At 72.9% G+C, this 19,096-nt stretch carries 18 protein-coding genes; 4 read left to right on the forward strand and 14 right to left on the reverse strand.

What is annotated here, in order from left to right; all coding sequences use genetic code 11:
- The first annotated feature begins 1 nt into the window (after position 1).
- Together AB0I88_RS11925 and AB0I88_RS11930 are read left to right on the forward strand one after the other, a co-directional pair.
- On the forward strand, positions 2–832 hold the full coding sequence (locus AB0I88_RS11925) for an ATP-binding protein (protein WP_361021565.1): 831 nt from the start codon (positions 2–4) through the stop codon (positions 830–832).
- Positions 829–1,161 (forward strand): STAS domain-containing protein, encoded by a 333-nt coding sequence (locus tag AB0I88_RS11930; RefSeq protein WP_361021568.1) that lies wholly within the window; start codon positions 829–831, stop codon positions 1,159–1,161. Before AB0I88_RS11925 ends, AB0I88_RS11930 begins: the two co-directional genes overlap by 4 nt.
- Before the next feature lie 6 nt (positions 1,162–1,167).
- Here AB0I88_RS11930 and AB0I88_RS11935 read toward each other — a convergent pair whose 3' ends face one another.
- Both AB0I88_RS11935 and AB0I88_RS11940 read right to left on the reverse strand, forming a co-directional pair.
- Positions 1,168–1,953 (reverse strand): hypothetical protein, encoded by a 786-nt coding sequence (locus AB0I88_RS11935; protein WP_361021571.1) that lies wholly within the window; start codon positions 1,951–1,953, stop codon positions 1,168–1,170.
- Between the two features lie 87 nt (positions 1,954–2,040).
- Positions 2,041–2,421 (reverse strand): VOC family protein, encoded by a 381-nt coding sequence (locus tag AB0I88_RS11940; protein WP_361021574.1) that lies wholly within the window; start codon positions 2,419–2,421, stop codon positions 2,041–2,043.
- Positions 2,422–2,643: 222 nt separating this feature from the next.
- On the opposite strand from AB0I88_RS11940, the gene AB0I88_RS11945 reads away from it, so the two are divergent.
- Entirely contained in the window at positions 2,644–3,423 is a 780-nt protein-coding gene (locus AB0I88_RS11945; protein WP_361021577.1) for an inositol monophosphatase family protein, read from the forward strand.
- A gap of 199 nt (positions 3,424–3,622) precedes the next feature.
- Here AB0I88_RS11945 and AB0I88_RS11950 read toward each other — a convergent pair whose 3' ends face one another.
- From AB0I88_RS11950 to AB0I88_RS11985, 8 genes are all read right to left on the reverse strand, one after another.
- Complete coding sequence (locus AB0I88_RS11950) at positions 3,623–4,270, reverse strand: FHA domain-containing protein (RefSeq protein ID WP_361021580.1); 648 nt, start codon at positions 4,268–4,270, stop codon at positions 3,623–3,625.
- Positions 4,267–5,529 carry a VWA domain-containing protein gene (locus AB0I88_RS11955; RefSeq protein WP_361021583.1) on the reverse strand — a complete coding sequence of 421 codons (1,263 nt, stop codon included), beginning with the start codon at positions 5,527–5,529 and terminating at the stop codon, positions 4,267–4,269. The genes AB0I88_RS11950 and AB0I88_RS11955 overlap by 4 nt, the downstream gene beginning before the upstream one ends.
- Positions 5,530–5,539: 10 nt before the next feature.
- Positions 5,540–6,643 carry a PP2C family serine/threonine-protein phosphatase gene (locus AB0I88_RS11960; protein ID WP_361021586.1) on the reverse strand — a complete coding sequence of 368 codons (1,104 nt, stop codon included), beginning with the start codon at positions 6,641–6,643 and terminating at the stop codon, positions 5,540–5,542.
- A 10-nt stretch (positions 6,644–6,653) separates the two neighbouring features.
- Entirely contained in the window at positions 6,654–8,951 is a 2,298-nt protein-coding gene (locus AB0I88_RS11965; protein WP_361021589.1) for a tetratricopeptide repeat protein, read from the reverse strand.
- Positions 8,948–10,174 (reverse strand): hypothetical protein, encoded by a 1,227-nt coding sequence (locus AB0I88_RS11970; RefSeq protein ID WP_361021592.1) that lies wholly within the window; start codon positions 10,172–10,174, stop codon positions 8,948–8,950. Before AB0I88_RS11970 ends, AB0I88_RS11965 begins: the two co-directional genes overlap by 4 nt.
- Positions 10,171–11,097, reverse strand: coding sequence for a glutamate ABC transporter substrate-binding protein (locus tag AB0I88_RS11975; RefSeq protein ID WP_361021595.1), 927 nt, complete (start codon positions 11,095–11,097; stop codon positions 10,171–10,173). The genes AB0I88_RS11970 and AB0I88_RS11975 overlap by 4 nt, the downstream gene beginning before the upstream one ends.
- Complete coding sequence (locus AB0I88_RS11980) at positions 11,097–12,368, reverse strand: hypothetical protein (protein ID WP_361021646.1); 1,272 nt, start codon at positions 12,366–12,368, stop codon at positions 11,097–11,099. Before AB0I88_RS11980 ends, AB0I88_RS11975 begins: the two co-directional genes overlap by 1 nt.
- 142 nt (positions 12,369–12,510) lie before the next feature.
- Entirely contained in the window at positions 12,511–14,064 is a 1,554-nt protein-coding gene (locus tag AB0I88_RS11985; RefSeq protein ID WP_361021598.1) for a long-chain fatty acid--CoA ligase, read from the reverse strand.
- 153 nt (positions 14,065–14,217) lie between these two features.
- Between AB0I88_RS11985 and AB0I88_RS11990 the strand changes: the two genes are divergently transcribed.
- The gene (locus AB0I88_RS11990; protein ID WP_361021601.1) at positions 14,218–15,438 is read left to right on the forward strand and encodes an HDOD domain-containing protein; all 1,221 of its coding nucleotides are present in this window, start codon (positions 14,218–14,220) and stop codon (positions 15,436–15,438) included.
- Positions 15,439–15,456: 18 nt separating this feature from the next.
- Here the strand turns inward: AB0I88_RS11990 and AB0I88_RS11995 are convergent, their stop codons facing one another.
- The 4 genes from AB0I88_RS11995 to AB0I88_RS12010 form a co-directional block, all read right to left on the reverse strand.
- Positions 15,457–15,888 carry a hypothetical protein gene (locus AB0I88_RS11995; protein ID WP_361021604.1) on the reverse strand — a complete coding sequence of 144 codons (432 nt, stop codon included), beginning with the start codon at positions 15,886–15,888 and terminating at the stop codon, positions 15,457–15,459.
- Between the two features lie 140 nt (positions 15,889–16,028).
- On the reverse strand, positions 16,029–16,691 hold the full coding sequence (locus AB0I88_RS12000) for a hypothetical protein (RefSeq protein ID WP_361021607.1): 663 nt from the start codon (positions 16,689–16,691) through the stop codon (positions 16,029–16,031).
- Positions 16,692–16,819: 128 nt separating this feature from the next.
- Complete coding sequence (locus AB0I88_RS12005; RefSeq protein WP_361021610.1) at positions 16,820–17,668, reverse strand: ABC transporter permease; 849 nt, start codon at positions 17,666–17,668, stop codon at positions 16,820–16,822.
- A complete protein-coding gene (locus AB0I88_RS12010; protein WP_361021613.1) occupies positions 17,665–18,624 on the reverse strand; it encodes an ATP-binding cassette domain-containing protein in 960 nt (319 codons plus the stop codon). The genes AB0I88_RS12005 and AB0I88_RS12010 overlap by 4 nt, the downstream gene beginning before the upstream one ends.
- Between the last annotated feature and the right edge of the window lie 472 nt (positions 18,625–19,096).

Raw genomic sequence — 19,096 nt, forward strand, 5'->3', positions numbered from 1 at the left:
CATGAGCGCGGGCTCACCGCATCTGATCGGGTGGTCCGGTGACGCGGTGGCGGATTCGGTGCTGGCCGTCATCGACGCCGACACGGCTGTCATCGAGCTGTCCGTGTGGGGCGGCTGGGACCGGCGGCGGTCGGTGCAGGCGCGTACGGTGCTGGGCAAGTGCCTGGCCGAGCATCCCACCGGGGTGATCATCGACCTGCACCGGTTGCGCGACCCGCACGCGGTGAGCGCGCCACTGTGGCTCACCGCGTGTGCGCAGGGCGCGGCCATGGAGCCGCCGGTCGCGGTCGCCCTGTGCGTCGCGGCGAACGATCCGGTGGCGCGCCGGCTGCGGCGTCTCGGCGCCCGTGACTGGCTGGTGCTGTATGCGTCGGTGTCGCAGGCCCGGGCCGCGCTGGCCGGCCGGCACGCCCTGCCGGACCGGCTGCACCTGGCTCTGCCCCCGGACCCGGCGGCCGCTCTCCAGGCCAGGTCCCTGGTGTCGGACGCCTGCGCCGGCTGGGATCTGGACCACCTGCACGAGCGGGCCCGCCTGGTCATCTCCGAGCTGGTGGTGAACGCTGCGGAGCACGCCGGCACCGACATCGAGGTGGTGGTGTCGGCGCGCGGCTCCGGGCCGGCCGCCGCGCTGCATCTGGCCGTCTACGACGGTGACCTGGCGCTGCCCCGGGTCCGGGACCCGGTGAGGGGCCCGCTCGGCCCGTCGCTGACCGACCGCGGATTGGGGTTGCGGATCGTCGGTGCGGCGGCGTCGGCGTGGGGTGCCCTGCCGTCGCGTGGCGGCAAGCTGGTGTGGGCCATCATCCGTTCCCGCCCGGAGGCGCAGTCGTGAGTGAGACCCGGATCGCCGGCTGCCGGGAGGGTGACCGGCTGCTGATCACTCTCCAGGGCAGCCTGGACGCCGTGTCGGTGGAGGCGTTGCAGACCCAGCTCTACGACCTGACCCGGGTGTACGACCTGATCGGGTTGGGTTTGCCGGTCCGGCACATCCACATCGACGTGGCCGGGGTGGACTTCTGCGACGCGGCCGGGCTGCGGATGCTGGTGGCGGCCCGGCGGGTGGCGGAGGCCCGGCAGGCGACCTGCCACCTGCACGATCCGCAGCCGCACCTGCGCTGGCTGCTGCGGGCCACCCGGGCCGCAGACCTCTTCGACCTGTGACACGGCCTACTTGTCGTAGTAGAAGTCCCAGGCCTCGCCGTAGCTGGACGGTTTCTTGACGCCGGAGGCCTTGCCGTGGCCGCTGAGCCGGGTGGACATCTTCAGCGTGCTGTCGCCGTCGCGCAGCGTCACGCCGATGGAGGTGACCCATCCGGCCGCGTCGGTGGTCGCGGTGAACTGGGCGTTGCCGCCGAACAACACCGAGACGGCCGGGGCGCCGACCGGCAGGAAGCCCTCGTTGAACCTGTCGCCCTTGATGTTCAGGGTTCCGGCGTACGCGTTGGGCCCGGTGCTGCGGACCTGGCCGACCGACGAGGTGAAACGGGACAGGCCGGTCGGGTCGGTCATGTCGAACGAGTACAGCGAGTCCTTCTTGATCCGCTTCAGGTCGAGGTGCACCCAGGACTCGCCGCTGCTCTCCCGCGAGTACAGGTCGGTGCCGACCACGATCCGCTGGGTCTGCTCGGTCTCCTTGCCGCCGGTGATCTTGTATTTGACGCTGAGCCGCTTGGCCTTCGGGTCGAAAGCGCCGGACCCGGTGACCTTCTGCTTGTCCGGAACGTCGCCGCTCACGGAGAACCGGTAGGCGGCGTTGCGCGATTTCTCCAGCGCGGTGAGCAGTTGGTCCCGGGGCGGGAATTCGCTCGGGCCCGGCGAGGCGGCGGACGTGGACTCGGTTCCCGGCGTGGACGCCGGCGCGGAGGCCCGCTTGACGGCCGGGGTAGTGCAGCCGGCGGCCAGCGTGACGGTGGCGAGCACGAGCACGAGCAGGGCAGGGCGGGATGACGACATGTGGCTTCCCCCATGGATCGACGCATCGACGACCCTAATTGATCGTGCCGGCGGTGGACCCGCGGGCCGATCCGGGTGCGGCCTGACTCACGCCCAGGTGCGGGCCTCCGCGTCGAAGAGGCCCGGCTCACTCTGGACCGGGACCACGCAGAGCAGGTGACCGCCGGGCGCGCGCAACGTCTTGTGGCCGCCGTGATCGACGGCCATCTCGGCGCCCAGCCCGAGCAGCCGGGCCGTCTCGGCCGGCACGTCGTCGGTCTCGATGTCGACGTGGTAACGGGACGTGCCGTCGATCGCCTGCACGTCCACGGCCAGCCCCGGGAAGGCGCCGCGGAGCGCGATGAACTCCTCCTCGCCGGGGACCGGCTGGGCGGGGACGCCGAACACGCCGCCCCAGAACGCGGCGGCGGCGGGCGCCTCCCCGGCAGGGGTGTCGATGAAGATCCCGAAGAGACGGCTCCGATGCATGATCGGACTCTACTGTGGAGATCGTTTCATCGCGACCGGTGACGAGATCCACCGGTACACACCGGCGTCGATCCGGGCGGGCCGGCGCCGCACGTGCCGGATCAGCGCTGCGGGCGCCGTGCGAGGACCTCCTCGACCGTTCGGCCGCGCGACTCGAATGTTTTCAGGACGTTCTCGTGGCGTGGGTCAACGACTGCGGCGCTCCGCGGGCAGGATGGGAGCGTGGCTGATGATCTGAGACTCGCCCAGGAGGCCGCCCTCGCCGGCGCGGCCGTCGCCCTTCGGCACTTCGCGGCCCTCGCCGAGCTGCCTCGCGAGGTCAAGGCGGACGGGTCGATGGTGACCGGCGCCGACCGGGCCGTCGAGACCCGGATCCGTGATGTTCTGGCCGCCGCCCGGCCGGAGGACGCCGTCCTCGGCGAGGAGCACGGCGAGACCACCGGCGCCGACAGCCGCCGCTGGATCCTCGACCCGATCGACGGCACCCACCTCTTCGTCGAGGGTGACGACCGGTGGCTGGTGCTGATCGCCCTCGAGGAGCAGGGCGAGATCAGCGTCGGCGTCGCGGCGGTCCCGGCCCAGGGCCGGATCTGGTGGGCCGAACGCGGCGGCGGCGCCTGGGAGGGCGAGATGCGGGACGGCCGGATCCTCGGCGAGCGGCGGATCCGGGTGGCCGGCGCCGCGCCCGCCGACCTCGCCTGCTCCCGGCTCGGCGTGGTGCCGGAGTGGGGCCGGGACCGGGTGGCGGCCCTCATCGAGGCGGCCGACGAGCGGGCGTGGCCGGTGCAGCCCGCCCTGCTGGTGGCCCGCGGCGACCTGGACCTGGCGGCGCAGACCGGTGGCCAGATCTGGGACTTCGCGGCCACCTCGCTGATCGTGGCCGAGGCCGGCGGCGACTACCGGGGGCTGGACGGGCGGACCCGGCCGGGGCCGGGCGCGTCGCTGTTCTCGCGGAGCGCGGAGCTGGGTGACACCGCGATGGAGGTTCTGAACGCTCACTGACGTCGTGGTGACCACCCGCGACCGGGGCCGGCCTCGGCAGCCGCTGACCGTCGGCGTGCCCGAGCCTCCGCCACGGGCACTCCCGGCCGTCACCGCCCTGGCCACCACCCTGGTGGCGGCCAGGGCGGTGACCAGGGCGGGGCGTGCGGCGTTTATCGTCGTCCAGGCGCCGCCCTGGTGGCGGCCAGGGCGGCGATCGTCATGGGGCGTGCAGCGTTATCGTCGTCCAGGCGCCGACGTGCATCTGGTCGCCGTCCTTCAGCGCCCGGGTCTGTCCCGGGCCCAGCGGCTGGATCTCCTCGTTGAGGTAGGTGCCGTTGGTCGAGCCCAGGTCGGAGACCAGCCACGTGCCGTCCACCGTGAAGGTGAGCAGCGCGTGGTTGTGCGAGGCACCCGGATCGGCGGGCGCCTCGGCCAGGTCGATCTCCGGGGCGGTGCCCTTCGACGAGCTGTGCCGGCCGATGCGCACCTGCGGCGGGGCCAGCCGGATCGTGCGCCGGGGTGCGTCGGCCGGGAACTCGACACCCTCGATGTCGTTGTCGGCGAAATAGTCCGGGTCGGCGAAGACCGTCGCCGTCCACTCGCCCGCCGGCGTGGCCGCGCCGAGCTGCGGGACCCGCCCGGTCGTGTAGTCGTAGCCGCAGTCCTCGCAGAACCGGCCCGGCCCCCGGGGCGCCTGGCACTGCGGGCAGTTCCCGGCCGTGCCGGCCGGCTCGGCGGCGGCCGCCGCCGGGGGAGCGCCGGTCACCACTGGGGCGGGAGCGGCGCCCTCGATCGGGGCGCCGCACATGTCGCAGAAGTCGTTCTCCGCCGACGCGTGGCCGTTGGGGCAGGTGTAGGCGCTCACTGGCCGCGGCCCACCCGGACCGTCTTGGTGGAGCGGGTGTCCAGGGCCATCTCGTCCTCGGCAGCGACCCGGCGCTTGAGCCGGACCGTGCCGGTGACCGCGTCCTCGATCTCCACCACCTTGCTGAGCAGCTCCTCGGTGGCGGTGTTGCCGCTGGCCCGGGCGAGCTGGGCGGCCCGGCCGAACTTGATGGTGGCGGTCCGGTCGTCGCCGGCCTTGTGGGCGGTCAGCCCCTCCTGGATCACCTCGGCCAGCTCGGCCTGCCCGGTGTAGTGGGCGACCTGCCGGTTGATCTTCGTGGAGAGCGCGGTGTCCTCGGTCCACGTCGCCTTCACCAGCACGGTGGCGAGCACCGTGTCGCCCTCCAGGACCTGCACCCGGCCGGCCATCATGTTGTCGCCCACGTTGCCGGCCGTCACGTCGAAGCAGATGTGGTAGTCCCGGCTCTCCTGCCCCCACGAGCCGAGCGGGTAGCGGCCCGCCCGGCCGTCCTCCACCCGCTTGCCGGTGAGGTCGGTGACCTGCGGCTCGACCTGCTTGACGAAGCGCACCCTGCTGGTCACCGGGGTGATCACCTTGAGCTGTACGTCGGCGCTGGTCTTGCCCATCGCCGCGGTGATCATCTGCTGGAACGAGGCGGTCAGCTCGGTGGGCCGGGCCACGATGTCGACGGTGCCGAGCATCTTATCGGCGATCTTGCGGAGTTCGGCGACCTTCCAGCTCGCCCCGACGCCCCGGCAGTCGCAGACGAACTGCTCCTTGATCTGCTCCAGCACGGTCTCCAGGTAGCCGGCTCGCTCGCCGTTGTCGCCGTCGGTCAGCAGGATGGCGTGCTTGATGTCGCCCGGCCGCTGGGCGAACAACTGGGCGGCCAACAGCAGCCAGGCGCCCATCGCCGTGCCGCCGTTGGCCTGCAGCCGGTCGATCGCGCGGGCCGCGTCGGCCCGGGTCTGCGGCGAGGCGACCGCCAGCTGCCCGGGGTCCGGGAACAGCTGCTGGGCGGTGCTGACGCCGGCGATGATGGCGAACCGGACGCCGTCGTCGATGCACTCGACGGCGGCCTTCGCGGCCTGGCGGGCCGCGCCGATGCGACCCTCCGCCTGCATCGATCCGGACGCGTCCACGATGATGATCTCTGTGGCGCCGGACGTGCGGCGGCCGCCCTCGCTCCCGGTCGACGTGACCGTCACGATCGCGTTGACCTCGGTGGCGCCCATGGCGAGGTACTCGTTCTGGAACGCCTCGGCGGTGTACGACACGCGTGACTCCTCAATCCTCGCTGATGGTGGACAGTTCCGTGGTCTTCGGCTCGGTCTCGGCCACCGGGCGCACCGGGACCAGCGCGACCGTGATGTTGTCCGCGCCGCCGGCCGCGTTCGCGTACGCGACCAGGGCCCGGGCCGCGCCCAGCAGCCCGGGGCCGGTGGCCAGGGCCTCCCGCACCAGGGCCCCGAACTCGGCCGGATCGGGCAGGTAGTTCCACAGCCCGTCGCTGCACAGAACCAGATGGCCGGCCTCGGTCGCGGTGAACGAGCGCACCCGCGGGGCGACCGGCCCGGCGTCCGCACCGAGCCAGGCGGTGATGGCGTGCGCCTTCGGATCGTTCATGGCGGTCACCGGGTCCGCCCCCAGGGCGATCACGTGGGCGGCCCACGAGTCGTCCTCGGTGAGCTGCTCGGCCGGGCCGTCCGGGCCCAGCCAGTAGACCCGGCTGTCGCCGACCCAGCCGTACCCGACGTGCGGCCCGCGGACCGCTGCCGCCACGATGGTGCAGGCCGGGTTCGCGGCGGCCCGGCGCGGGTCTCCGGTGTGCGCCAGCGACGCCACCGCGGCGGCCGCGCCGGCGATCGCGTGCGCCACCGCACCGGCCAGCCCGACCGCACCCTGCGGGCGGTCCAGCCCGGCCGGGCCGAGATCCACCGTCTCGTCCGGGTGGGCCGGGGCGGCCTGCTCGTCCGGATGGCGGGCGGCGGCCAGCAGTTCGCCGGCCGTGCGGACCGCGATGTCCGAGGCGGCGTCCGGGTCGAACGACGCCGAGACGCCGTCGGACACCACCACGTCGGCGGCGTCCGTGCCGACGGCCAGCCACATGGCGTCCTCGTTGCGGTGATGGCGGCGGCCACGATCGCTCACCGCGGCGCCGGTCGCGCCGCCGTCGGCTTCGAGATGGTCGCGGGATCGGCCGGCCTGCATGCCGCACTCCTCGCAGTACCCGTCGTCGTCCACGGAGGCCGCCGCCCCGCAGTGCGCGCAGTCCTCCCTGGCGGAGGGCGGCTCCGCCGCCTCGGTGAGCCGGCGCCCGCACTCCTCACAGAAGCTCGCGCCGGCGGTGCGCTCGTCGGCGCACGAGGTGCAGTCGGTGGTCAGCGTCATGCCGGCCCTCTCAGGTACGCGTACGCGGCCGGACCGCGTTCGCCAGATCGACCAGGCGGATCTTCTCCGTGCCGTGCGAGGCCCGGGCCATCTCCCGGTACGCCGATTCCAGCGCGAACCGCACGTCCCGTTCCGGGGATTTCTCCGCCGGCGTGCCCCCGATGACGGTGGCCAGCACCGTGCCGGTGAGCGGGGCGCCGCCGTCCATGGTGCGCAGCGCCTGCTCCAGCAGCTCGGCCCGCAGCGACGCCAGCTGGGCCGCCTCCACCTCCAGCTGGGAGATCAGCGCGGCCGCGGTGGCCAGCGAGTCGACGTCGACGGCCGACGTCCGGTGCGAGCGGACCAGCGCCCTGATCGCCCCGATCTGCGAGCTCGGGTACGCCGACGAGGTGCCCGGCACCCGCCCGTACGCCTCCACGGCCCCCGCCCGGTCACCGTTCTCCAGGCGGCAGCGGGCCAGCCCGGCGGCGGCCGTGGTGTAGGCCGGGTCGGTGCGGCTCACCACGTCGTAGTACTCGCAGGCGGTGGCCGGGTCGCCGGCCAGTTCGGCGGTCACCCCGAGGGCGAGCTGCGGCGCCAGCTCCCCGGGCAGTGCCGACCAGACCGCGTCGAACCGCTGCCGGGCCCGTGCCGTGTCGCCGGTGGACAGCGCCAGGATCCCGTCGTACCAGTCGGCCCGCCAGTCCGGCTCCAGCGAGTCGCGCACCATCTCGGCGGCCGCGGCGTCGCCCTGCACGATCAGCTCCCGCATGGTCCGCAGCCGCACCTCGACGGTGTCCTCGGGGGCGGTGCGCAGCTGGGCGAGCACGGTCTTCGGGTCGGCCGCGGTGATCGAGGCCAGGAACCCGGCGGCCGGGTCGCTCAGGTCGATCAGCGGGGTGGGCAGGTCCTGCCAGCGCGCTTTCTCGTCGCGCAGGTCGGTGCGCAGTTCCCCGGTGAAGTACCGGGACACCGCCGGGCGCGGGGTCCCGTCGGCGGCCAGGACCTGCCGCAGCACCCCGAGCATCTGCTCGGACATCTCGGCCGCGTCGGCGAACCGCTCGTCCCGGTCGGTCCGGGTGGCCCGCACCAGCAGCCGGTAGAACGACTCGTGCCGCTGGTACACCTCGAACTCGGAGCGGTCCGGCAGGCTGGTCGCGAAGGTGCTCTGGTAACCGCGGAAGTCGGTGGTCAGCACCGCCAGGGTCCGCCCGATGGTGTAGAGGTCGGACTGCGGCGACGGCCCCTCGGCCGCCATCTCCGGCGCCTGATAGCCGGCGGTGCCGTAGATCGCCGCCTCCTGGTCGTCGACGTGCACCACGCCGCCGAGGTCGATCAGCCGCATCTGGTCGCCGGACTGGATCACGTTGTCCGGCTTGAAGTCGCAGAAGATCAGCCCACGGTCGTGCAGGTAGCCGAACGCCGGCATGATCTCCAGCACGTACGCCAGCGCCTGCGCCACCGGCAGCGGGTTCGCCGCCCCGTTGAGCCGGCGCTCCTTGAGCAGGTCCTTGAGCGACTTGCCGCCGACGAACTCCATCACGATGTAGCCGGAGCCGTCGACCTCGACGAAGTTGTAGATCTTCACGATGTTCGGGTGCTCGACCTCGGCCAGGAACCGCCGCTCCGCCACGGCGGCGGCCAGCGCGTCCTCGTCACCGGAGTTGAGCAGGCCCTTGAGCACCACCCAGCGGTCCGACACGTTCTTGTCGACGGCCAGATAGACCCAGCCGAGTCCGCCGTGCGCGAGCGCGCCGACCACCTCGTACTGCCCGGCGACCAGGTCGCCCTTGCTCAGTTTGGGCGTGAAGTCGAACGGTTCGCCGTCGGTGGGGCAGAAGCCTGCGGTGCGCCCCGGCCGGTCGCCCCGGGACCGGCCGACCGGGTTGCCGCACTTCGCGCAGTACCGCTTGGACTCCGGGACCTCGGCCACCGCCATCACGGCGGTCGACGGGTCGGCGGTGCGGATCGGCTCGATGTCGACCAGCCCGCCGCCGAAACGGCGGGCCGAGCCGGTCCGGGAGCTGCCGGTGGTGCGGCCGCTTCCCCGGGTACGCGAGGACAGCGCGCCGCCGGCCCGCACCGACGCCGCGGTCGCCGGCCGGGACGGGGGCGCCGCGAGCGGGGCCAGCCCGCATTCCTCGCAGTACCCGTCGGAGACGGTGCCGCCGCATCCGTCCCGGTTGCAGCGGCCGTCGGGCGCCGCGGGCGCCGCGGCGGCCACGGGAGCGGGTGCGGCGGCGGGCACCGTGGCGGGCGCGAGCCCACAGGTGTCGCAGTAGCCGTCCTCGATCGTGCCGGGACAGTTGTCCCGCCGGCAGCTGTTCATCGAGCCTCCCTGGCGGCGATGGTGGCGGAGAGCGCGTCCTGGTACGCGTCGACGGCGGCCCGTGCCGCCGTCAGGTCACACGGCGCGGCGTAGAGCGCCTCGCGGGCGGCGTCGGCGAGCGGGCCGAGACCGGGATCCTCGCCGAGCCCGCGGCTCAGCGCCTTCGCCCGGTACGCGTCGAACCGCCCGCGCAGCTCGTTGCGCTCGGCCAGCAGCCCGGCGTTGCGGGCCCGCGCGTCCCGCAGGTCGGTGAGCCGCTGCCGGGCCTGCCGGTTCCACGCCGACAGCCGGGGGCTGATCAGCGCCCAGTGCCCGGCCGCGGCGAGCGCCTCGACGGCGGCCAGGTCGGCCAGCAGGCTGTCGCCGCGGACCGTGACCACCCGATGCTCGGCGAACCGGCCGGCCACCGCGTCGCGCGCCGTGGCGGCGGCCCGGGCCTCGGTGTCCACCTCGGTGGCCAGCGTCCGCGCGTCGCGCAGCCGCTGGGCCAGCGACTCGCGCAGCTCGGTGGCCGAGGTCCGCTCCGCGTCGGCGCGGGCGATCAGGGCGCGCACCCGGTCCAGGCCGGCGGTGTCCGCGCCGAGCGGGTCGGTGGCCAGCGTCCCGGTGAGGTCGCCGAGCAGCCGGTCGGCCTCGTCGAGCAGCCGCTCCGCCTCGGCCGCCAGCCCGCCGGTCCCGGCCTGCCGGGTCAGCGAGCGGGCCTGGGCGAGGGCGGCCGCGGCGTCGGCGGCGGCCGGCACCGTACGCCGCCACGCGTCCCCGGTCGCGGTGACCACGGCGACCGCGGTGGTGAACGCCGCCTCCATCCCGGCGAGCAGCTCGGCCGGGGTGCAGGTGGTGCTGACCTGCCCGGAGCCGAGCAGTCCGCGCTGGGCCAGCGGCACCGTGGCGGTGGCCAGGGTGATCGAGTGGCCGAGCACCTCGCGCTGGTAGGACTGCCGGTCGGCGTCGCTCATCCGCTTCAGCGCCCGGTCGCCGTGCCCGCGCATCGCCCGGGCCCGTGCGATCACCTCGCCGAGCAGCCGGTGACCCTGCCACAGCTGGGCCAGGGCCTCGCCGGCGTCGGCCCACGCGGCCGCGGTCCGGCCGGTCAGCCGGGTCCGGCCGAGTTCCTGACGGTCCGGGTTCTGGTCCAGCTCGACCAGGTTGGCGGAGATCGCGGCCACCGCCTTCTCCAGCCGCTCCAGCTCGGTGTCGGCGGCGAGCATGTTCCCCGGGCTCATCGGTAGTCCGCCGCGGGTGGTTTCGGGGCCGGGCCGGAGTCGTGCAGCCACCGGTCGTACACCCTCTTCCAGGTGCCGTCGGCGCGCATCCGCTCCAGCACGGCGTTGACGAACTCGGTCAGGTCGCGGTGCTCCTTGCTGACCGCGATCGCGTACGGCTCCCGGGTGAAGGGCGGGCCGACGACCTTCGCGTACGGGTCCTGGGCGGCCAGCCCGGCCAGGATGGTGTCATCGGTGGAGATCGCCTCGACCTCGTTCTGCTGGAACGCCACCAGGCACTCGCCGAAGTCGCGGCGGGCCACCGGGATCGGCTTCGGGTCGACCTTCGCGAGGTTCTCCAGGGAGGTGGAGCCGTCGGCCGCGCACACCGGGCGGTCGTGCAGGTCCTCGATCCGGGTCACCGTGGAGTCCTTGCCGACCAGCACCTTCTGCCCGGCCTCGTAGTAGACGGTGGAGAAGTCGACCTGCTGCCACCGGGCGCAGTTGGTGGTCATCGTGTTGATCGCCAGGTCGACCTCACCCTTGGCGACCGCCTCCACCCGGCGGGAACGGGGGATCACCAGGATCCGCACCTTGTCCGGGCTGCCGAACACGGCCCGGGAGATCTCCCGCGCCATGTCGACGTCGAAGCCCTCGATCGCCCCGGTGAACGGGTTGCGTGAGCTGAACAGCAGGGTGTCCTGGCTGGTCCCGAGGATCAGGTGGCCGCGCTCGCGGATCTCCGCCATCCGGCTGCCGGCCGCGATCCGCAGGCCCTGGGTGGGGCGCCAGCTCTTGCGCGGGTCGCACTCGGGCGCCGCCGGGGCCGAACCGGCGGCGGACGCGGCCGGTGACGGGCGGGGCGCGTCCACCGGTGGCGGGGGAGCGGGAGTGCAGCCCGCGGCGAGCAGGGCGACGGTGGCGACGACGGCGAGAACGCGCATCAGCGGTACTCCTCCAGCCGGGCCCGCAGGCCGATCGTGGCGAGCACGCCGATCACCAGGGCGAGCAGCGGTCCGAGCACGGTGAGCGCGCCCAGGCCGTACCCCACGGAATCGATCTCGGAGTCGAAGGCCGCGCGCCGGTCGTCCATGGCCCGGTCCAGAGTGGCGGTGAGCTGGTCGAAGACCAGCGCCATGCGGTCCGAGACGGCGAGCTCCACGGCGCCGTCGTAGTCGCCGCCGTCGTCCAGCTCGCGGACCCGCTGGTGCAGGGTCAGGAACTCGCGGTGCCGGTCGGACGCCTCGCGCATCAGCGACGGCATGTCGTCCAGCTCCGGGTCGTCGAAGGTGACCCGCTCGCTGAGCTGCTGGAACTCCTCCTCCAGCGGGCCGTGCCCGGCCCGCGCGGCCAGCGTGAGCGCCTCGTCGGCACGCTCCCGCAGCACCAGGATCCGTTTCTCGGCGAGGACCTCCACCGGCGCCGACCCGTCCCGGTCGGCGGCGACCAGCTGGCCGCGCTGGTGGCCGAAGACCACGACGCAGCCGATCATCAGCAGCACGGCCACCCCGGAGGCGGCCAGCAGCGGCACGTTGAAGAGGCGGTTCGTGCTGCGGCTCAGGTAGATCTGCGTCCACACGAGGGCCACCGCCAGTGCGACGAACAGCACCAGCAGCAGCATCAGCCACCAGGAGGCGTTCGCCGCCGTGTAGCCGTCGTCGGCCTCGCGGCTCGCCTCCTGGAGGAGCAGATGCGCGTGCGGCTGGAGAGTGTCACGGTTCAGCTGGGAGGCGGTCGACAGATAGGCGGCGCCGACCGGCTTTCCCTGCCTGTTCAGCGCGCGGGCCGAGGCGACCAGCGCGGTGTAGCGGGTGAGCCCGGTGGAGATCCGCTGGATCGAATCGGCGGCCCGGCCGTCGGCGGGCACCCGGCGGGCGGCCGCGGTGAGAGCGGCGGCGGCCCGCTCCACGTCGGCCTCGTAGCGGCGGGTCAGCGCGGCCGGCTCCAGACCGCCGGTGATGAAGGCCCGCGCCGCGGTGGTGTCGGCGTCGGCCAGCGCGGAGTAGACGGTCTCCGCCTCCAGCATCAGCGGCTGGGCCCGGTCACGCAGGTCGGCGGTGCCGGCGTCGGCGGCGCGGGCGGTCACGCCGGCCACCAGACCGGTCAGCGCGGTGAGCACGAGCAGGGTGACGAGCAGCAGTTGGAGGCGTCCGGGCGAGGTGTGCCGCAAGCCGGTGAGGCGCTGCAGCGCGGCCCGTGGCGGCGCCTGAACCATCGTCACGCTATGAGCCTCTCCCCCTGTTGGAACCGCAGGTCCACTGTGCGTCATGGGCGCAACAGCGAGCCGGGTGTGGGCGCAGTCTAGGAAAGCAGGACGCCCGGCGGGAACCGCCGGGCGCCGTGCTTCGTTTCAGCCTTCAGCTGAGTTCACGTTTGAGCAGCTTGCCGGTCGCCGTCATGGGCAGCGACTCGACGATCTTGATGATGCGCGGGTACTTGTAGGAGGCCATCTGCTCCTTGCCCCAGGCGACCAGCTCCTCCTCGGTGGCGACGGCGCCCGGCTTGAGGATCACGAACGCCTTGACCTCCTCACCGTGGCTCTCGTGCGGCACCCCGATGACCGCGGCCAGCGAGACCGCCTCGTGGGTGAGCAGCACCTCCTCGATCTCGCGCGGGTAGACGTTGAAGCCACCCCGGATGATCATGTCCTTGGCCCGGTCCACGATGTAGTAGTAGCCGTCCTTGTCGCGGCGGGCCAGGTCACCGGTGCGGAACCAGCCGTCGCGCATCACCTCGGCGGTCGCCTTCGGCCGGCCGATGTAGCCGCGGAAGATGTTGTGCCCCCGGATGGCGATCTCGCCGATCTCGTCCGGGTTCTCGATGGTGTTCCACTCGGCGTCGATCAGCTTCACCTCGACGCCCCAGATCGGGATGCCGATCGAACCGGGGCGCGGCTCACTGTCCGGGTCGCTGAAGGTGGCTACCGGGGAGGTCTCGGACAGCCCGTACCCCTCGAGGATGGTGACCCCGAAGCGTTCCTTGACCGCCTTGATGATCTCGACGGGCAGGCTGGAGCCGCCGCAGACGGCGACCCGCATGTTGCGGGCGATCCGGTCCACGTCGACGCCCTCGGTCTCGCCCAGCGCGTTGAGCAGGCCCCAGTACATGGTCGGGACGCCGGCGAAGAAGGTCACGTTCTCCGACTGGAGCAACTGCACGGCGGCCGTCGCCTCGAAGCGGGGCAGCAGCACCAGGGTCGCCGCCATGGCGAAGCCGGCGTTCATGTTGACCGTCGAGCCGAACGAGTGGAACAGCGGCAGCACCAGCAGGTGCGTGTCGGTGGCCGGCCGGGTGCCGAAGAGGCGGTTGCAGGTCAGCGCGTTGAGGATCAGGTTCGAGTGGGACAGTTCGGCGCCCTTGGCCTGGCCGGTGGTGCCGCTCGTGTAGAGGATGACCGCGGCGTCGGTCTCGTCGCGCAGCACCGTCTCGAAGACCGGGGGCCGCCCGGCGAGCGCGGCGCCCATCGTCTCGGCGCCCTCGATCGGGGAGGCCGCCGCCGGGTCCGCGGTGATCAGGAAGAACTGCTCGCAGCCCTCGACCTCGTTGAAGCCGGCGAAGCCCTCGGCGCCCATCGGCAGCTCCGGGGTGCCCTGGAAGCAGAAGTACGCCCGGGCGCCCGAGTCGCGCAGGTGGTAGGCGATCTCCCGGCCCTTGAGCAGCACGTTCAGCGGCACCACGACCGCGCCGGCCTTGAGGATGCCGTAGTAGACGATCGGGAAGTACGGCAGGTTGGGGCAGGTCAGCGCCACCTTGTCGCCGGGCCGCACACCCCGGGCGGCGAGCATGCCGGCCACCTGGTCGGCCGCGGCGTTCACCTGGGCGTAGGTCAGCCGCTGCGGGCCGAGCACCACAGCCGCGCGCTCGGGGTAGTGGCGAGCGCTGTCCTCCAGCAACACGGAGAGGTTGAGCATGCGGTGAAACCCCTTCTTACCGGTGAGTTGTGACGGCCATCTCATCCCAGCACGCGTACCGGTCGCGTGGAAGTCTCCGTTTCGGCTTTGTTCCGGAGCGCGATTCATCAAGTCGGCCCGTATCGTGCCGATGGCTCCGGCGTGGGAATCCCGGTGTTGGACGCGGTACATGTGGGCCGTCAGCCGATCTTCGACGCGAACGGTGTCGTGGTGGCTTACGAGCTGCTCTTCCGTGGCCGGATGGACGCGGTGGCGTCGGGCCGGCAGGACACGTACGCCACCAGCACCGTGATGGTGAACGCGTTCACCGAGTTCGGAATCGCCGAGGTGGCGGGGAACCGGCCGTGCTTCATCAACCTCACCCGTGAGTTCGTGACCGGGCGGCTGCCGTTGCCGTTCGGCCCCGAACAGGTGGTGCTCGAGGTGCTGGAGACCGTCGACGTCGACGACGAGGTGATCGCCGGGCTGACCGCCCTCGCCGGGGCCGGCTACCGGATAGCCCTGGACGACTTCGTCTGGGGCTCCGGGCACGAGCAGCTGCTCGGGCTGGCGTCGTTCGTCAAACTCGACCTCCTCGACGGCGACCTGAGCCGTCTCGACGAGATCGTCGCGGCCTGCCGCGAGTACCCGCGGATCGCGATCGTGGGCGAGCGGCTGGAGACCGAGGCGCAGATGGCGATCGCCGATCGCTACGGCATGGAGCTTCGCCAGGGGTACGCGCTGAGCCGTCCCCAGGTGCTCAGCACGCCCAGCCTCTCCCCGTCCCGGCTGCGCCGGCTGGAGCTGGTCGCCGCCCTGATGTCGCCGGACGTGCCGCTCGAGAAGATCACCTCGATCATCGTGAGCGACCCGGCCCTGGCGCTGCGGGTGCTGCGGGTCAGCAACTCGGTGGCCGCCGGGGTGGTCAGCCGGATCTCCTCGGTACGGCAGGCGGTCATGCTGGTCGGCCTCAACCGGATCCGCCGCTGGGCCACCCTCATGGTGGTCGACGACGTGGCCGAGGCGCCCGAGGCGCAACTGCTCACCGCCCTCACCCAGGCCCGCCTCTGCGAGAACCTGGCCGCCCGGTTCGGCGCCGACCCGGGTGCCGCCTTCGTGGCCGGGCTGGTCACCGGCATGGCCGGGCTGATGTCGGTGACACCGGCCGCGATGGCCGAACAGTTGCCGCTCACCGCCGAGGTGGCCGACGCGGTCACTCTCGGCACCGGGCGGCTGGGCCGGGTGGTGCGCGCGGTCCAGGCGTACGAGGAGGGCGAGTGGGGCACCGGCGAACTGGCCGGGCTCTCTCTCGACGCGATGCGCTGGTCCACCCGTACGCTCACGGCGGCGCACCGCTTCGCGCCCGGCAAACCCCGCCGCCGGCCCGCCCCGTGACGGCCCGGCCGAGGACGGTCAGAACCGTCGCTCGGTCAGCGCCTCCTCGGCTTCCTCCGCCTCCTCGGCGTCGTCCACCTCGATGATCTCCCACTCGTGCTCGACCGCCGGGTGCCGGCCGGTCCACCAGACGCCGAAGGCGGTCAGGCCCACGTTGAGCACGGCCGGGCCGAGGACGAACAGGTCGCGCAGCGGGCTGTCGAAGAGGTTGTAGCGGTTGTCCAGCAGGCAGACGAAGACCGACCACGGCAGGCCGAAGACGGTCAGCACCAGCCCGACCAGCCCGGCGGCCAGATCCGGCCCGGGGTTGGCGGCGGCGGCCTCGCTGGCCGGGCCGAGCCAGAGGTAGCTCAGCGGGATCAGGGTGGCGCCCTGAATGGCGACCAGGGTCCAGCGGCGCTTGAGAGTCGCCGAGCGGGAGACGGTCTCGTTCCGCGCACTGCCCTGCATCGTCGCAACCCCCTGGCCGAGTGTGATCGCGACAGCCTAGAACGTTTGGGGCCGCATAGGAGCCCCCCGGACGCAGGTCGGGCGCAATGCCCCGCTGTCAAGATCGCGAAGGGTCCTGCCGGACCACCCGGCGCCCGCTGTCAGTCGCCGACCGTGACGGTGATGGTGCCGAGCAGCCCGGCCTTCAGGTCGAAGCGGTCCCGGGGCACCACGTGCAGCACCCAGCCGGTGTCCGGTCGGGGGTCCTCGGCGACCTTCCCGTCGATCTGCCCCGCGATCTGCTCCGGTACGAACAGCGTGCCGGAGTAGGTCACCGACCGTCCGCCCGCCAGGTAGCCGCCCACGTGCACCTCGGCCCGGATGCTCACCGGCCGGCCCGGATCCCGGCCCGGAAGCACGGTACGGAACTCCGCGTACCCCTCGGCGTCGGTGACCTGGGCGCCGCGTACCTCGCCCGGGCCGGCCGCCTCGGGGTGCCGGAGGTCGAGGACCGCCGCGCCGACCGGCATCCCGGTGAGCGCGTCGAGAACGCGGATCCGCAGCATGAGCGGCACCCCGGGCCGGTCGCCGGCGATGTCGCGGCGTACCAGTTCGAGCGGCAGCTGCTCGGCGTTTCCCGGTTCGGCGGCGGTCAGCCGGGCGTGCTGGGGGCCGCGATGCGCCGGCCGGGGGACGGCCCGGTCGGGGCCCGTCCTGTCGGAGGCGGCCCGGTCGTCGGCCGCTCTGCCGCCCACCGGCCGGTTGATGACCGGTGTGCCCCCCATCTCCTCGTTCCGCAACTGCCCACCCCCGCTGTCGTTCACGTCAGAGATGATCTTCGCAAGGTCGTTACGATTTCGGGGGCTTTTGAGTTATTTGTCCGCTGTGGAAAAGTTCGTCGTTCCCGCGTAACACCGTCGCGGGTGGGCGCTCGCCCACCCGCGACGGCCCGTCAGCGGCCCAGCCGCCGGTAGAGACGCACCGACAGCGGCCCGAAGATCGCCATCAGCGCGACCGGCCAGGCCACCGCCAGCAGCAGCGAATGATCGGCGGCCCAGGTCTCCCCGCCCAGGCCCGGGTTGCCGTTCAGCTCGCGGATCGCGGCCGTGGTCGCCGAGATCGGGTTCCACTCCGACACCGTGCCCAGCCAGCCCGGCATCAACGCCGGCGAGGTGAACACGTTCGACACCGCGCTCACCGGGAACGCCAGCGGGAACACGATCACCGACACCGTGTCCGGGTTCGGCGTGACCAGCCCGAGCGCCACCCCGGCGCAGCTCAGCGCCAGCCGCAGCAGCAGGAGCAGCCCGAGCGACGCCAGCAACGGTCCGGCCCCGTTGTGCCAGCGCCAGCCGACCAGCAGCCCGCACGCCAGCAGGACCGCCGTCTCCAGCAGCGCCCGGGCCAGGTCGGCCAGCACCCGGCCGGTGATCAGCGCGGACCGGGCCATCGGCATCGACCGGAACCGGTCCAGCACACCCCGGCCGGTGTCCACGGCGATCGCGGTGGCCGTCGCGCCGATCCCGTACAGCATCGTCATCACGAAGACCCCCGGGATCAGGAACTCCCGGTACGATCCGCCGCCCGGCACCGACATCCCGCTGCCGAACACGTAGCCGAACACCAGCACGAACATGATCGGCAGACTGAAGTAGATGACGATCTCCTCCGGCGCCCGCACCACGTGCCGCAGGTAGCGCCCGGTCATCACCCAGCCGTCCGCCAGCGCCCGGCCCCGCCGCCGCCCGGCTCGCGGCGCCGACTCCGGCGCACCGGTCTCCACCATCAGGGCCACACTCATCGCCGCGCCTCCGTCCTGGTCAGATTCAGGAACACCTCGTCCAGCGTCGGGCGGTGGACGCCCAGGTCCGCGATCACGATCCCGGCGTCCTGCAGCGCCCGGGCCACCGCGGTCAACCCGGCGATCCGGTCCGCCACCGGCACCCGCAGCAGCCGGCGGTCGGCGTCGGTGTCCGGATCCGCGCCCACCACCCGGGCCACCACGGCGGCCGCCTCGGCGAGCCGGGCCGCGTCCCGCAGCACCACCTCGAGCCGGTCGGCGCCGATCGCCGCCTTCAGCTCGTCCGGGGTCCCCTCGGCCACCACCCGGCCGGAGTCCACCACCGCGATCCGGGTGGCCAGCTGGTCCGCCTCCTCCAGATACTGCGTGGTCAGCAGCACCGTGGTCCCGTCCGTGACCAGGCCGCGCACCGCCTCCCACACCTGATTGCGGCTGCGCGGGTCCAGCCCGGTCGTCGGCTCGTCCAGGAACAGCACCCGGGGACGCCGGATCATGCTGGCCGCCAGATCGAGCCGGCGCCGCATCCCACCCGAGTAGTCCTTCGCCGACCGGGCCGCCGCGCCGGTCAGCCCGAACCCCTCCAGCAACTCGTCCGCCCGGCGGCGGGCCGCCCGCACGCCCAGCCGGTGCAGCCGCCCGAAGAGCACCAGGTTCTGCCGTCCGCTGAGCAACTCGTCGACGGCCGCGTACTGGCCGGTCACCGCGATCCGCTCGCGCACCAGCTCCGGATCCCGGGCGACGTCGGCCCCGGCCACCTCGGCGTGCCCGGCGTCGAAACGCAGCAGCGTCGCCAGGCTGCGCACCGCGGTGGTCTTGCCCGCCCCGTTCGGGCCGAGCAGGCCGTACACCGTTCCGGTGGGCACCCGGAGATCGAATCCGTCGAGAGCGGTCGTCCCCTGCCCGCCCCGATACCGTTTCCGCAGCCCCTCGGCCACGACCGCGTATGTCGTCTGCATGCCCCGAGGCTGCCGGGCCGCGCTGACCGGCCGCGCACCGTCCGCTGACGGTGGTCCGGCTCCGCGTGTCCCTCCCGCTCCTTCTCCGGTACGCGTGACAGCCGCCGTATCGGGAAGGCCGCACGCCCCGGCCGTCGCGCCGTCGAACGAGTCGCGGCGGCCGGCCGACCCGGACGGGCGGGCCGGCCGTCGATGTGTGCGGGAAACCCGTGGAAGACGCCGAGAAAATCTAGTTTCCGAAGTCTAGATTTTCTCGGCCGGGCTGGGTAATGTTGCCCCCGTTGACGACGGAGATCGGTAAAAGACGCCGACGTGACAGGCCGAGCGTCAAAGCAGGGTCCGGAAGTTCGTGGCTCGCTCGGTAACTGCGGTGGAAACACGTCACCGCATGCAAGGTAAGTGCAGGTCAAGACCTTGACGTAATTCCAGGTCAGGGCAATCGCAGGCAGGGCCGGCGCAGTTTCGGGGCTCC

Origin of the sequence: Actinoplanes sp. NPDC049802, assembly GCF_040656595.1 — a bacterium.
Classification (GTDB): Bacteria; Actinomycetota; Actinomycetes; order Mycobacteriales; family Micromonosporaceae; genus Actinoplanes.

What these genes read in the sequence shown, in the direction of transcription:
- AB0I88_RS11925 (WP_361021565.1), top strand. Translation starts at nt 2, where the DNA reads ATGAGCGCGGGCTCACCGCATCTGATCGGGTGGTCCGGTGACGCGGTG.
- AB0I88_RS11935 (WP_361021571.1), bottom strand. Translation starts at nt 1,953, where the DNA reads ATGTCGTCATCCCGCCCTGCCCTGCTCGTGCTCGTGCTCGCCACCGTC.
- AB0I88_RS11940 (WP_361021574.1), bottom strand. Translation starts at nt 2,421, where the DNA reads ATGCATCGGAGCCGTCTCTTCGGGATCTTCATCGACACCCCTGCCGGG.
- AB0I88_RS11960 (WP_361021586.1), bottom strand. Translation starts at nt 6,643, where the DNA reads ATGACGCTGACCACCGACTGCACCTCGTGCGCCGACGAGCGCACCGCC.
- AB0I88_RS11965 (WP_361021589.1), bottom strand. Translation starts at nt 8,951, where the DNA reads ATGAACAGCTGCCGGCGGGACAACTGTCCCGGCACGATCGAGGACGGC.
- AB0I88_RS11970 (WP_361021592.1), bottom strand. Translation starts at nt 10,174, where the DNA reads ATGAGCCCGGGGAACATGCTCGCCGCCGACACCGAGCTGGAGCGGCTG.
- AB0I88_RS11975 (WP_361021595.1), bottom strand. Translation starts at nt 11,097, where the DNA reads ATGCGCGTTCTCGCCGTCGTCGCCACCGTCGCCCTGCTCGCCGCGGGC.
- AB0I88_RS11980 (WP_361021646.1), bottom strand. Translation starts at nt 12,368, where the DNA reads ATGGTTCAGGCGCCGCCACGGGCCGCGCTGCAGCGCCTCACCGGCTTG.
- AB0I88_RS11985 (WP_361021598.1), bottom strand. Translation starts at nt 14,064, where the DNA reads ATGCTCAACCTCTCCGTGTTGCTGGAGGACAGCGCTCGCCACTACCCC.
- AB0I88_RS11995 (WP_361021604.1), bottom strand. Translation starts at nt 15,888, where the DNA reads ATGCAGGGCAGTGCGCGGAACGAGACCGTCTCCCGCTCGGCGACTCTC.
- AB0I88_RS12005 (WP_361021610.1), bottom strand. Translation starts at nt 17,668, where the DNA reads ATGAGTGTGGCCCTGATGGTGGAGACCGGTGCGCCGGAGTCGGCGCCG.
- AB0I88_RS12010 (WP_361021613.1), bottom strand. Translation starts at nt 18,624, where the DNA reads ATGCAGACGACATACGCGGTCGTGGCCGAGGGGCTGCGGAAACGGTAT.